Source organism: Lentzea alba, assembly GCF_011067745.1.
In the GTDB taxonomy this organism is placed as follows: Bacteria; Actinomycetota; Actinomycetes; order Mycobacteriales; family Pseudonocardiaceae; genus Lentzea; species Lentzea alba.
The window spans coordinates 93596-106812 of record NZ_JAAMPJ010000014.1 but is presented as its reverse complement, the minus strand read 5'-3'; the positions used below and the strand labels follow the sequence as shown (position 1 = coordinate 106812).

The window sequence follows — 13217 nt, the reverse complement described above, 5'->3', positions numbered from 1 at the left end:
TCAGAGCTCCTTCTGGGCGGCGGCGAGACCCTGCCGGACGAGGGGGACGGTGAACGCGCCGAGCTTCTCGAACCCGGCGCCGACGGTGTTGCCGCTGGCGAAGCGGAAGTGGATGCCTTCGACGATGACGGCGAGCTTGAAGTAGCCGAAGGCGATGTACCAGCCCAGCCCGGAGGTGTCGATGCCGGTGCGGGCGGTGTAGCGGGCGACGAGCTGGTCGGCGGTGAGGAAGCCGGGCATCGACGGGACGCTGCCGGTGATCGGGTCGTTCTCGATGGCGAGGCCCTGCCAGTAGACGTAGAGCAGGCCGAGGTCGGCGAGCGGGTCGCCGAGGGTGGCCATCTCCCAGTCCAGCACCGCGCTGATCGCCAGCGGTGACTGGGTGACCAGCGCGTTGTCGAGGCGGTAGTCGCCGTGGATGATCGCGGCGCGGCCCGAGGCGGGCACGGTGTCGGCGAGCTTGTCGCGCAGTTCGTCGATGCCGGGCAGGTCGCGGCTGCGGGAGGCGTCGAGCTGCTTGCCCCAGCGCTTGACCTGGCGGGCGAGGAACCCGTCGGGGCGGCCGAAGTCCTCGAGGCCGACGGAGGCGGGGTCGACGGAGTGCAGGTCGGCGAGCACGTCGACCAGCTTGCGCGACAGCACGGTGGCTCTCTCGGAGTTGAGCCAGGGGGCCTGCGACCGTTCCCGCAGCGCCACGCCCGGCATTTCCTCCATGAGGTAGAACGGCGCGCCGATGACGCCGGTGTCCTCGACGAGCTGGTAGGCGTGCGGCACGGGGACGTGGGTGTCGGCGAGCGCGGAGATGACGCGGAACTCGCGGGCCATGTCGTGCGCGGTGGCGAGGACGTGGCCCAGCGGCGGGCGGCGCAGCACCCAGCGCTGGGTGCCGTCGGTGACGCGGTAGGTGAGGTTGGAGCGGCCGCCGGGGAACAGCTCGCCCGACAGCGGGCCGGTGCCCAGGTGCGCGGCCAGTGCCTCCAGGTCGAGGCCGGGAAGGTCGGTCACGGGTTCACTCCGAGGGTGGCGAGGTGGGCGCGGGTGTCGTCGGCGGTGGTGTGGCGGAACGCGTGCATGCCGACGGCGCGGGCGGCGTCGACGTTGAGGGGCGCGTCGTCGAAGAACACGGCGCGGGAGGCCTCGACGCCGATCTGGTCGAGGGTGTGGCGGTAGATGCGCTCGTCGGGTTTGCGCAGGCCGATGCGGCCGCTGATCACGACGGTGTCGAACAGCTCGATCAGCAGTTCCTTCGGGTAGCCCTCGCCCCAGCTGTTGGACAGCAGCGCGGTGTGCAGGCCGGCGGCGCGGGCCTTGCGGACGAGCTCGACCATCGCCGGATCGGGCGTCGCGCCACCGAACATGCGCTTGAGCAGGCCGTTCTCGTCGATCTTCGCGCCGTTGGTGGTGATCAGTTCGGCGGCCAGCAGCCGTTCGAACTCGGGCACGGTCAGCTCGCCGGTCTCCAGGCGGGCGACGGGGTTGCCCGGGAGCGCGTCTCGGCTCATCCACTCGCGCATGATGCGTTGGTAGACCGCGCGGTCTACGGCCTCGGCGTGCAGCCATTCGCCGACGAACTCGGGCACGGAGACCGTCATGACGCCGCCCCAGTCGAACACGAGCGCGTCGACGAGCGGCTGTTGCGGAAGTGTCGTGTCACCCACGAGACGGAGGGTACCGACCGGTCGGTATGTCGGCAACAGGGGGAGGCGGAACGTCGACTTTCGGTGGATGGGACATGTGCACCTTCGGCTGTTTCCGACTCCCCCGGACCTCGATACGTTCGAGGTCCGAAGGGGGTCAACCACCATGGCAAGGATTCTGACGGCGGTCTTAACCGCCGCGCTGGCGCTCGCCCTCGTCCAGGTCCCGGCAGCGGGTGCCGCGGGCGACGGGCGGGTCGTGAAGACGGACAAGGGTGCCGTCGCGGGGACGGTCACCAGCACGTATCGCACGTTCGGCAACATCCCGTTCGCCGCCCCGCCGGTCGGGGAGAACCGGTGGAAGGATCCGCGGCCGGTCGCACCGTGGCAGGGCGTGCGGGACGCGACCACGCCCGCGCCGATGTGCGCGCAGAACCCCGACCTGGGGCAACCCACCGGTTCGGAGACCGAGGACTGCCTCTACCTGAACGTCACCACGCCGGCGGGTCAGCCGAAGAAACCGCGGCCGGTCATGGTGTGGATCCACGGCGGGTCGTTCACGTCCGGGTCGGGTTCCCTCTACGACGCGCGGTGGCTGGCGACGAAGAACGACGTCGTCGTCGTGACCATCAACTACCGGCTCGGGGTGTTCGGGTACTTCGGCTACCCCGGCCTGCCCGGCTCCGGGGCGTTCGGGATCGCCGACCAGCAGGCGGCACTGAAGTGGGTGCAGCGCAACGCACGGGCGTTCGGCGGTGACGCCCGCAACGTGACGGTGTTCGGCGAGTCGGCGGGCGGGCTGAGTGTGTGTGCTCAGCTGACGTCACCGCGGGCGGCGGGGTTGTTCGCGAAGGCGATCATCCAGTCCGGGCCGTGCGGGCTGGACTCGCCGGCGTTCACCGAGCCCGGCAAGTTCGTGCACCTGTGGAAGCCGCGGGCCGACGTCGAGAAGCAGGGCGTGGGCACGGTCGGCTGTGCCGACCTCGCGTGCCTACGAGCCCAACCGGTCGCGAAGCTGCTGACGGTGCACGCGCAGTTCTCCTCCCCCGCCTACGACACGGCCGTGCTGCCGATCGACCCGGTGGTGGCGCAACGGACCGGGCGCGTGCATCACGTGCCGACGATGGTCGGGTCGACGCACGACGAGATGACGTTGTTCACACCGTTGGTCTGGCCTCAGCCCGTACCGGAGTCCTCTTATAAGGAGCAACTCGTCGCGCTGTTCGGTCAGAACGCGGACAAGGTCGCGGCCCGGTACCCGGTCAACGGCAACAACGACGCCCGCGACGAGCTCGCGAGGGTGCTGACGGACAAGTCGTGGGCGTGCGCCTCACACGTCGCGCGCAAGGAACTCGGACGGTACGCACGAGTGTCGGGCTACGAGTTCGCGGACCGCGACGTGCCGCTGTTCTTCCCCGGCCTGCCGCCGTTCCCCGGCGGCTACGGCGCGTTCCACGCCTCCGAACTGCCGTTCCTGTTCGACTTCGGGCTGACCCTGACGCCGGGACAGCAGGAGCTGTCGGACTACATGATCGCCGCGTGGGGCCGGTTCGCGCGCACCGGTGATCCGGGCTGGCGGGCGGACGTGCAGTCGCTGGCGGCGGGCGCGGTCGGGCCGGCGGACTTCGCCGACGACCACCAGTGCGGCTTCTGGGGGCAGCTGTGAGAAGGATGCTGACCGCGCTCGTCGCCGCGGCGATGTCGTGTGGAGTGGTGAGTCCGGCTTCCGCGGAGATCGGCGGCGCGGTGGTGCGGACCGACAAGGGTGCCGTGCGGGGAACGGTCACCGAGACATATCGGACGTTCGGGAACATTCCGTTCGCCGCTCCGCCGGTCGGTGAGAACCGGTGGCGTGATCCGCGGCCGGTCGCACCGTGGCAGGGCGTGCGGGACGCGACCACGCCCGCGCCGATCTGCGCGCAGAACCCGCAGCTCGGGCAGCCGGGCTCACAGGTCGAGGACTGCCTGTACTTGAACGTCACCACGCCGGCGGGTCAGCCGAAGAAACCGCGGCCGGTGATGGTGTGGATCCACGGGGGCGGGTTCACCGCCGGTACCGCGTCCATGTACGACGCGCGGTGGCTGGCGACGAAGAACGACGCCGTGATCGTGACCATCAACTACCGGCTCGGCGTGTTCGGGTACTTCGGCTATCCCGGCCTGGCCGGCTCCGGTGCCTTCGGGATCGCCGACCAACAGGCCGCGTTGAGGTGGGTGCAGCGCAACGCACGGGCGTTCGGCGGTGACCGCCGCAACGTCACCGTGTTCGGCGAGTCGGCCGGTGGGTTGAGCGTGTGTGCTCACCTGGCCTCACCTCGGGCGGCGGGGTTGTTCGCCAAGGCGATCATCCAGTCCGGTCCGTGCGGGCTCACCCTGCCGAGCACCGGTAACGCCGGTGAGTTCATCGGCGTCTGGCGGCCACGAACGGCCGCGGAACAGCAAGGGCTGGGCACGCTGGGCTGTGCTGATCTCGCCTGTCTGCGCGCGCGGCCGGTGGCCGAACTGCTGACGGTGCACGACCAGTTCGCCTCGCCCGCCTACGACACCGCGGTGCTGCCGGTCGATCCGGTGGTGGCGCAGCGAACGGGCCGGATGCATCGGGTGCCGACGATGGTGGGCACAACGCACGACGAGATGACGTTGTTCGCGCCGTTGTTCTTCCCGCAGCCGCTGCCTGAGGCCGGATACCGGGCCATGCTGGCAGGGCTGTTCGGCGAGCAACACGCCGACCGGGTCGCCGCGAGATACCCGGTCAACGGCAACGACGACGCCCGCGACGAGATCGCGACGGTGCTGACGGACAGGTCGTGGGCGTGCCCGACACAGGACACGCGCACCCAACTCGGACGCCACACGCGGGTGTCGGGCTATGAGTTCGCGGACCCCGACGTGCCGATGATCTTCCCGTTGCCGCCGTTCCCGGACTACAAGGCCTACCACGGCTCCGAACTGCTGATGCTGTTCGACCTCGGCGCCCCGCTCACGCCCCACCAGCGCACGGTGTCGGACTACATGATCACCGCGTGGGGCCGGTTCGCGCGCACCGGCGATCCGGGCTGGCGATCGGCGGTGCAGTCCCTGGCACCCGGAGCAATCGGCGGCACCGATTTCGCCCGAGATCACCAGTGCGGGTTCTGGTCCTCCATCCTGTGAGGTATGCCCGGCTACCGCGAATTGGCCCGCGACGGCGAGTTCCGCGCCGTGCTCGTGGCCCACGTGGTATCGGTGGCCGGGGACCAGTTCGCCAGGGTCGCGCTGACGGTGCACGTCTACGACCGCACCGCCAGCGCCGGCCTGACCGCGCTGACCTACGCGCTGACGTTCCTGCCGGACCTGGTCGGCGGGCCGCTGTTGTCCGGGCTCGCCGACCGGTTCGCGCGCAAAGAAGTCATGGTGGCCGCCGACCTGGTCCGGGTGGCGCTGCTGTTGTTCATGGCGGTACCGGGGATGCCGTTGTGGGCGCTGTCGGCCCTGCTGGTGCTGGTGCAGTTCGCCGGGGCACCGCACGGGGCGGCACGAGCCGCTCTGCTGCCGCAGATCCTGCCCGACGAGCGCTACCCGATGGGCCAGGCCGTGCTCAGCACCGTCACCCAAGCCGCCCAGGTCGCCGGGTTCCTCACCGGCGGCGCGCTCGTCGCCTGGCTCGGCCCGGCACTGGTGCTGATCACCGACGCCGTCACGTTCGGCGTCTCGGCGTTCCTCGTGGGGGTGTTCCTGCTCGACCGGCCCGCACCACACAGCCCCCACGTACGGGCGTGGCCCGCCGACCTGATCGGCGGCGCCAGGCTCGTCTGGGACGACCGACGGCTGCGGTCACTGGTCGCGCTCGCCTGCGTCTCGGGCTTCTACATCGCCGGCGAAGCACTCGCGGTCCCGTACGCGACGCACCTGGGAGCCGGAGCCGCCGGCGTCGGACTGATCTTCGCCGCCTACGCCGCGGGCGCGGCGGTCGGCATGCTGCTCGTGGCACGGCTGGGCGAACAGCGGCAGCGGCGGGTCATGCCGTGGCTGGCGATCGCCGCGTGCGCCGTTCTCGTCCCGGCCGCGACCGGGCCGGGACTGACTGTCAGTGTGGGGTTGTTCGCGCTGTCCGGAGCGGCCAGTGCCTATCACCTGGTCGCGAACACGACGTTCGTGCGCGCGGTCCCGGACTCCTCGCGCGGGCAGGCGTTCGGCCTGGCCATCACCGCGTTGCGGGTGTCGCAAGGCCTCGGCGTGGCCGTCGCGGGAGTGGCCGCCGAACGGATCGCGGTGCACCTCGTCGTCGCCGCCGCCGGAGCACTCGGGGTGCTCGCGGCAGGCGGTGCGGCGATCCTCTGGTGGATCAGCGGGTCTCGCTCGAACGCCAGTCGTTCGGACGTGCCCAGTCGTTCGGACGGAACCAGTCGTTCGGGCGAACCGGACGCGGGGAGGACGCACGGACGATCATGACAATCTCCTTCAGGAGGTATTCCGAGGGGGTTTTCAGAAAAAAGGGGGTTCACAAGGGGTGCGGAAATGGTGAGCACTACTCAGGGTGAGGTCCCCCACATGGAGCCACGACTTTGAGTTACCCGGTAGCTACAGTTGTTTGTTCCTGACGGTGGTGTGGGGGTGGCAGCGTGCCTTGGCTCGACCCGCGCCGATGGAGGTTATGGTCCATTCCTCCTGTGGTGCTGGCCTATGTCGTGACGGCGGACGTTTTGGCGTCCCTCGTCACGCTCGCCACCGCATGGCGTACCCCTGCCGAGGCCTTCGCCTCGTCCTGGCCGTTGTTCCTGCTGCTCGCCGGCGGCGCGGTGCTGCACCTCGAAGCGGCACAGGGCATCGAGCGGATCCGCGAAATCTCACGCGAGGGCTCACCACACGCCCACATGCAATCGGTGTGGCTGTTCGCGGGCGTGCTCGTACTACCGATGCCCCTGCTGGTCGCGCTGATCGCCATCAGCTACCTGCACGCGTGGCTTCGGGTCTACAAGCGGCGGGCGGTCCTGTTCCGCAAGGTGTTCTCCGCGGCCACTGTCGTACTCGCCTGTGCCGCGGCGCAACTGGTTCTACGATTCTTCTCGAACCGGCCTCTTGACGTTGACGGCCCCATCGGCCTGATCGCCCTCGCCGGCGCCGGCGCCGTGTACTGGCTCGTCAACTACGCCCTCGTGGTCGCCGCCATCGTCATGACCAACCGCGACCAGCCCGCCCGCGCCGCCCTGGGCAACGCCTCCGACCAGCTCATCATCCTGGCCTCCATCGGCCTGGGCTCCGTGCTGGCGATCATGATGACCAGCCGGCCGTGGCTCACCCCGATGCTCCTGCTGACCGTGCTCGCCCTGCACATGGGCCTGCTGCTGCCGCAGTTCCGCGTCGCCGCCCGCACCGACTCCAAGACCGGCCTGGTCGACGCCACCTTCTGGCACGACGTCGCCGGCCGCGAGATCGAACGCGCCCGCCGCCTGCTGTCCACCGTCGGCATCCTGATCCTGGACCTCGACCACTTCAAACTCATCAACGACCAGTACGGACACCTCGCCGGCGACCGCGTGCTGCGCGCCGTCGCCGACGCGCTGAAACACTCCGTGCGCTCCTACGACCTCGTGGGCAGATTCGGCGGTGAGGAGTTCGCCGTCCTGCTGCCCGGCGTCAGCACCGACGAGGTCCGCGCCACCGCCGAACGCATCCGCCTCGAAATCGCCAGCCTGCACATCGCCGTCGTCGACCGCCTCGGCGAGGACCGCGTCATCTCCGGCCTGACCGCCTCAGTCGGCGCCGCGGTGTTCCCCGACACCGACACCGCGCTCAGCCCGCTGCTGCTGGCCGCCGACGAAGCCCTCTACCAGGCCAAGAGCAACGGCCGCGACCGCGTCGCGACCGCCCAGGTCCACTAGCACCCGCTCCGTCCACCAGCACCGGCACCGAGCGGCACCCCTTCACCCACACGCCCCCCACCAGCCCCATTTCCCGGCACGCGGGGCCCCCGCGCGCCCTTCTAGGAAACGCGGGGCCCCCGCGTGCCCACCGGCAACACGGGTGGGTGACACGGTGAGTGGACTTAGGCGTCCAGGAACGTGGCGAGCTGGTGGGAGACCTGGTCCGGGGCTTCTACCCACGGGTAGTGGCCCACGCCCTCGTGCACGTAGAGGGTCGAGTCCGGGAACAGATCGGCGAGCTCCACGCAGCGGCGGACCGGTGAGATCGGGTCCTCCGTGCACGCGTACACCAGCACCGGATGGTCGAAGTCCGTCAACGCCCGCCGCAACACACCCGGCACGAACGCGCCATCGGCGTTGTAGCCCAACGCCACCAGGTACTTCCACTGCCCCAGCTCCGCATTCGCATGCGCCTGGGCGCGCTCGTCCCACCGCGCGTACAACAACGGCGACGCCGCCACCCGGTTCCGCACCGACACATCACCCGCCGCCGTGCGCCGAAGCGCCGTCGTCGCACTCTCGAACCACGACTCACCCGCACGAGCAGCCAGGAACGCGTCCCAGTCACTCTGCTCCGGCGACAACCCCACCGACCGCAACGCCGGCGTCAGCAGCACCAACTTGCCCACCCGCTCCGGGAAGTCCGCCGCATACCCCATCGCGATCCCGGCACCCGCCGAGTGCCCCAGCACGTCCACCCGCTCCAGCCCCAGGTGACGACGCAACATCTCCACGTCCCGCACCAGCATGTCCCGCCGGTAGGTGAACGGATCCGCCGGCTCGTCCGACGCCCCCGTACCCCGGTTGTCCAGCACGATCAACCGCCGGAACCCGTCCAGGCCACCCAACGTCTCCAAGTACTCCGACGCCCTGCCCGGACCACCGGCCAGCACGACGAGAGGGGAGCCCTCACCAGCTTCCCGATACGCGAGTTCCGTGCCGTCGAACGAGGAGAAGCGTGCCATGCTGCACATCATGCCGAAGATCGCCACCGCCGACCTCGTCGACCGGCCGCAGCTGCTCGACTTCCTCCGCACCCGCCACCACGGCGTCCTGATCACCCACCGCTCCACCACCGACGGACTGCAGGTCTCCCCCGTCTCCTGCGGCATCGACACCCAAGGCCGCATCGTCGTGTCCACCTACCCACAACGCGCCAAAGCCCGCAACGCCCGCCGCACCCCGTCCGTCACGATGTGCGTGCTCTCCGACGACTTCGACGGCCCCTACGTCCAGATCGACGGCACCGCCGAAGTCCTCGACCTGCCCGACGCCCTCGAAGACTTCGTCGAGTACTACCGCTGCATCGCAGGCGAACACCCCGACTGGGACGAATACCGCGCCGCCATGCTGCGCCAGGGCAAATCCCTCATCCGCATCACCATCGACAGCTGGGGCCCCATCGCCACCGGCGGCTTCCCACCCGAACTCGACGCCTGAGCAACTCAGCCAGTCACTGGACCGACCAGGTACCGCCCCAGCCCTTCGGCTGCTCCAGCAACACACACGCACCACCGTGCGGCCCCTCCACCGACGCGACGAGTCCGGTTGGCACGGTCGTGGGCTCCACCAGCACCCGGCCGTCCAACTCGGACACCCTCCGGCACGCCTCACCCACGTCACCCACCGCGAAATACACCTGCCAGCCCTCCGCGCGGTCCGTCCTCAACCGGCCCGCGACCCGCCGAACATCACCATGCCGCGCCGACGTGAACAACACGAAGCCCTCCGCGGCACCCGACTCGGCCTCCCAGCCCAGCTCCCGCGCCCAGTACTCGTCATCCGGCTCACCGGTCATCAACTCCACCCAGCACGGCTCACCATCACGCGGCGCCGGAGCCCACGGACCGTGCAACACCCTGCCACTGTCCACAGAGGAGTTACCGACGAGCTCCCGCGGCTCGTCACCGTCGAAGAACACCCGCCAACCCTGTTGCCCCGCAACAACCTGAGCGACGAGTCTGTCACCCACCCACCCCGTGAACGAACCGCCGGTCTCCGCTATCACCGTCCAACCGAGAACACCGGCGAAGAAGTCCACCGACAACTCAGGCTCGGCAACGCTCAACTCAAGACGACGCACACCACAAGACGACACGGGCAACCCATCAGGCGGGGATCAGGAGCGCGCACCATCCTCTGCGCCAACCACCCGAGACGACAATGCGCCATTCGGCGGCATGCGCTCCGCGTTCACCACGTCACGCAACGGCACCGGCTTGCCCAGGTGGAACCCCTGCCCCACCCGCACCCCCAGCCGCCGCAACGCCTCCACCTGGGACGGCCGCTCCACCCACTCCGCCACCGACGACAACCCCAGCCCGTTCGCAATCTGCACGATCCCCGACACCAGCACCGCGTCCGCTTCGTTGGTCTCGATGCCCTTCACGAACTCACCGTCGATCTTGATCCCCGTGATCGGCAGATGCTTCAAGTGCACGAACGACCCGAACCCCGAACCGAAATCGTCCAGCGTGATCCGGCACCCGAAACTCCGCAGCTGCGTCGCCAGCGTCACCGCGGCATCCAAATTGGTCACCGCCGCCGTCTCCGTGATCTCCAACCCCAACCGGCCCGGCGCCACCCCAGCGGACCCCAGCTTCTCCAGCACGAAATCACCGAAGTCCGGATCCTCCAACGTCCGGCCCGACACGTTGACGTTGAACCGCAACCGCGAATCCGGCTCCGCCACCAACGCGTCGATCGCCGTCGACAACACCCACCGGTCGACCTCCAGAATCAGGTTCGACCGCTCCGCCACCGGCAGGAAATCCGCCGGCCCCAGATACGGCTCCTGCTGATCCTCCAACCGCAACAACAACTCGTGCCCGAGCGTCTGCCCCGTCGTCAGCTCCACCATCGGCATGCCGTACAACGCCAGACCACCACCGGCCAACGCCGCCCGCAACCGGTCCAGCACACTGACCCGCTTCACCGTGTCCGCGTAGTGGTTCGGCTCGTACACCGTCACCCGATCCCGGCCCGCCGCCTTCGACGCGTACAACGCCAGATCCGCGTTCGCCAGCACCAGCTCCCACGAATCACCCGGACCGAACTCCGCCAGCCCCGTGCTCACCGTGATCCGCGCCGGCGTACCGATCCCCGCCAGCGGGAAACTCGCCACCGCCTCCTTCAACGTGTCCGCGACCTCCGACGCGTCCTTCAACGACGCACCCGGCAACACCACCGCGAACTCGTCACCACCCAGCCGCGCGATCAACCGGTCCGACAACCGCGACTGCAACGCCGACGCCAGCATCCGCATCACCCGGTCACCCACCGCGTGCCCGCGCAGATCGTTGACGTCCTTGAAGTTGTCCAGGTCCAGCACCAGCAACGCACCCGAACCGTTGTGCGCCAGCTCCTGCTCCAGCGCCCTCGTCAGAGCACGACGATTCGGCAACCCCGTCAACGGGTCCTGCTCCGCCATCCGCACCAGCTCGTCGTGCACCCGCGACGACTGCGTCACGTCGTGCGCCGTCCCCAGCGCTCGCAACGGAACCCCGTCGTCACCCACGACGACCTCACCGAAGCACTCGAACACCCGCTCCTTGCCGTCCGGCCGCAACATCCGATGCGTGTACGTGAACACCGAACCGGTCTTGAGCGCCGCGTCCAGCGTCTCCTCGATCATCGGCAGGTCCTCCGGATGCACCAGCTGCGAGTACAGCTCGAAGTCGAACGCCGTCCCCGGCGCGAACCCGAACATCTCCAGCAACGTGTCCGACCAGGTCACCCGGTCTTCCGAGATCGACCACTCCCACGTCCCCATGCGCCCCAGCGCCTGCGCCCGGCGCAACGCGTCCGCCTCCTGGGTCACCGTCAGCTCGCGGTCACGCCACGCCGACACGTCCACGACCTCGTACATCAGGTCGTCACCCAGACGGCTGCACCGCACCTCGAGCCACTTCGGCCCCGGCACCAGCACCTCCCGCACCGGAGCGGGCACCTCGGGCACACCGGGAAGAAGCGCGGGCAACGACCGCCCGTACGCCTGCTCGACCGGCACACCCAGCACAGCACCCAGCGCGCGGTTGCACCACAGCAAGTTCCCGCGCGCGTCCGTCACGGCATAGCCGACGCCCGCTCGGTCCAGCACCGTGCGGCAGTAGGAGGTCACGCGCGTCATGATCGTCCGATCACCGGACGTAAGCAACCCGCTACGCCGGTCAGTTCGCTGATTTACGAACGGCTCACCTGAGCCGCTCCAAGCCTTTCGCCGACTCCACCAGCTCCGCGGCCAGTTTCCGCAGCTCCTCGTTCTCGGCCCCGTCCTGCGCCGCCGTCACCACGTCCTCCGCCGCACACCGCAGCTGGAACAACCTGTCCTGCAGGTCAGCCAGCTCCGCGGTGGACAACACCACCGCGTCCTCCGGCAGCCCGCCACGCTGCAACGCCGCCCTGCGCTCGTAGGCACGCTGACGACACGGCTGCGCGCAGTACCGCCTCGGCCGGCCTATCCGCCCACTCCCCGGCAACCGCCGCCCGCACCACGCGCAGTGCCTGGGCTCATCCGCCTCCATGGAGCGCTCCATGGCGCGCGACGGTAGCGAATGGCGGCGGGTGGTCTCCAGCGACGCGCCAGAAAGCCCGACCTTCGTAGGGAACCGGACAGTACCGGTAGCGCCATTGGTGCTGCTTTCGGGTGGGGTTTCGTTGTTTTGCGTTGATTGACGGGGCGCCTGCCTCGATTGATCGCTTTTCAACTACTTCTCCCCTACCCAGCTTCCTCGACCCCTTCGAGGGCGAAGGGTGCTCCTGGGTTCCGTTGCGTTGTTGATTCGAGAGTTACCTGTGAACGGAACGGCCGAGAGGCTTGACTTCAGGCAACACTGAAGCAATAGAGAACAAGAAGAAAGTGGCTCGCCACCCACTGTCCACCCCGAAGCCACCGCCGCCAGGCAGACTCGGGGCCGTGACCCACCCGTACCTCGCAGGCCCGCGCCCCCGCGCCTTCGCCCACCGCGGCTGGCACGTCGACGATCTGACGGGCATGGAGAACTCGCTGAGTTCGTTCCGCCGCGCCGTGCAGGAGGGCTACCGCTACATCGAGACCGACGTGCACGCCACCTCCGACGGCGAAGTCGTCGTGCACCACGACCACACCCTCGACCGCACCACCGACGCCCAAGGTCCCGTCGCCGACCTGCCCTGGACCGAGGTGCGCCAGGCCCGCGTCGGCGGCCGCGAACCCATCGCCCGCCTCGCCGACGTCCTCGAGGAGCTCCCGGAGACGTTCTTCAACATCGACGTCAAAGCCGACAGCGCCGTCGAACCGATCATCACGCTGCTGCGCAAGGCCAAGGCCCTGCAACGGGTCTGCCTCGCGAGCTTCTCGGACAACCGCCTCGCCCGGCTGCGCCGCCAGGGCGGACCCGGCCTGCTGACGTCCATGGGACCGCGCTCGGCCGGCGCGCTCTGGGCCGCCGGCCGGATCCCGTTCGCCGGACTCGCCGTGCGCGGACAGGTCGCCCAGGTGCCCGTGAGCCAGGGCCGACTCAAGATCGTCGACCGGAAGTTCGTCCAGGCAGCCCACCGCAGGGACCTCGAAGTGCACGTGTGGACGATCGACGACGAGGCCGACATGCGCGCCCTGCTCGATCTCGGCGTCGACGGACTGGTGACCGACCGGCCCGATCTCCTGCGCGAAGTACTCCGGTCGCGCAACAGCTGGTAA

12 protein-coding genes are annotated in these 13217 nt (G+C 69.3%); 6 read left to right on the top strand and 6 right to left on the bottom strand.

Going from position 1 to position 13217, the window contains the following annotated elements; all coding sequences use genetic code 11:
• The gene (locus G7043_RS38625; RefSeq protein ID WP_166053659.1) at positions 1–1005 is read right to left on the bottom strand and encodes a phosphotransferase family protein; all 1005 of its coding nucleotides are present in this window, start codon (positions 1003–1005) and stop codon (positions 1–3) included.
• Positions 1002–1658: an HAD family hydrolase gene (locus G7043_RS38620; protein WP_313888288.1), complete on the bottom strand. Its 657-nt coding sequence runs from the start codon at positions 1656–1658 to the stop codon at positions 1002–1004. Before G7043_RS38620 ends, G7043_RS38625 begins: the two co-directional genes overlap by 4 nt.
• Before the next feature lie 145 nt (positions 1659–1803).
• Here G7043_RS38620 and G7043_RS38615 point away from each other — a divergent pair, with 145 nt between their 5' ends.
• The 4 genes from G7043_RS38615 (at position 1804) to G7043_RS38600 (ending at position 7498) form a co-directional block, all read left to right on the top strand.
• Complete coding sequence (locus G7043_RS38615; protein WP_166053658.1) at positions 1804–3303, top strand: carboxylesterase/lipase family protein; 1500 nt, start codon at positions 1804–1806, stop codon at positions 3301–3303.
• A 5-nt stretch (positions 3304–3308) separates the two neighbouring features.
• Complete coding sequence (locus G7043_RS38610) at positions 3309–4790, top strand: carboxylesterase/lipase family protein (RefSeq protein WP_166053897.1); 1482 nt, start codon at positions 3309–3311, stop codon at positions 4788–4790.
• A gap of 3 nt (positions 4791–4793) precedes the next feature.
• On the top strand, positions 4794–6068 hold the full coding sequence (locus G7043_RS38605; RefSeq protein ID WP_166053657.1) for an MFS transporter: 1275 nt from the start codon (positions 4794–4796) through the stop codon (positions 6066–6068).
• A 218-nt stretch (positions 6069–6286) separates the two neighbouring features.
• Positions 6287–7498, top strand: coding sequence for a GGDEF domain-containing protein (locus G7043_RS38600; protein WP_313888287.1), 1212 nt, complete (start codon positions 6287–6289; stop codon positions 7496–7498).
• Between the two features lie 164 nt (positions 7499–7662).
• Here G7043_RS38600 and G7043_RS38595 read toward each other — a convergent pair whose 3' ends face one another.
• Positions 7663–8505, bottom strand: a complete 843-nt coding sequence (locus G7043_RS38595; RefSeq protein ID WP_166053656.1) for an alpha/beta fold hydrolase — start codon at positions 8503–8505, stop codon at positions 7663–7665.
• Positions 8506–8515: 10 nt separating this feature from the next.
• Here G7043_RS38595 and G7043_RS38590 point away from each other — a divergent pair, with 10 nt between their 5' ends.
• A complete protein-coding gene (locus G7043_RS38590; RefSeq protein ID WP_166053895.1) occupies positions 8516–8980 on the top strand; it encodes a PPOX class F420-dependent oxidoreductase in 465 nt (154 codons plus the stop codon).
• Positions 8981–8993: 13 nt separating this feature from the next.
• On the opposite strand, the gene G7043_RS38585 is transcribed toward G7043_RS38590, so the two are convergent.
• The 3 genes from G7043_RS38585 to G7043_RS38575 form a co-directional block, all read right to left on the bottom strand.
• Positions 8994–9623 (bottom strand): VOC family protein, encoded by a 630-nt coding sequence (locus G7043_RS38585; protein ID WP_166053655.1) that lies wholly within the window; start codon positions 9621–9623, stop codon positions 8994–8996.
• 36 nt (positions 9624–9659) lie between these two features.
• Positions 9660–11660, bottom strand: coding sequence for a putative bifunctional diguanylate cyclase/phosphodiesterase (locus tag G7043_RS38580; RefSeq protein WP_313888286.1), 2001 nt, complete (start codon positions 11658–11660; stop codon positions 9660–9662).
• Between the two features lie 73 nt (positions 11661–11733).
• Positions 11734–12075 (bottom strand): hypothetical protein, encoded by a 342-nt coding sequence (locus G7043_RS38575; RefSeq protein ID WP_030475304.1) that lies wholly within the window; start codon positions 12073–12075, stop codon positions 11734–11736.
• Between the two features lie 380 nt (positions 12076–12455).
• Here G7043_RS38575 and G7043_RS38570 point away from each other — a divergent pair, with 380 nt between their 5' ends.
• Positions 12456–13217 carry a glycerophosphodiester phosphodiesterase gene (locus tag G7043_RS38570; protein ID WP_313888285.1) on the top strand — a complete coding sequence of 254 codons (762 nt, stop codon included), beginning with the start codon at positions 12456–12458 and terminating at the stop codon, positions 13215–13217.

Bases quoted from the DNA above. Each gene is read 5' to 3' on its own strand.
- G7043_RS38605 (WP_166053657.1), top strand. From the start codon at position 4,794: ATGCCCGGCTACCGCGAATTGGCCCGCGACGGCGAGTTCCGCGCCGTG.
- G7043_RS38575 (WP_030475304.1), bottom strand. From the start codon at position 12,075: ATGGAGCGCTCCATGGAGGCGGATGAGCCCAGGCACTGCGCGTGGTGC.
- G7043_RS38590 (WP_166053895.1), top strand. From the start codon at position 8,516: ATGCCGAAGATCGCCACCGCCGACCTCGTCGACCGGCCGCAGCTGCTC.
- G7043_RS38610 (WP_166053897.1), top strand. From the start codon at position 3,309: ATGCTGACCGCGCTCGTCGCCGCGGCGATGTCGTGTGGAGTGGTGAGT.
- G7043_RS38615 (WP_166053658.1), top strand. From the start codon at position 1,804: ATGGCAAGGATTCTGACGGCGGTCTTAACCGCCGCGCTGGCGCTCGCC.
- G7043_RS38595 (WP_166053656.1), bottom strand. From the start codon at position 8,505: ATGGCACGCTTCTCCTCGTTCGACGGCACGGAACTCGCGTATCGGGAA.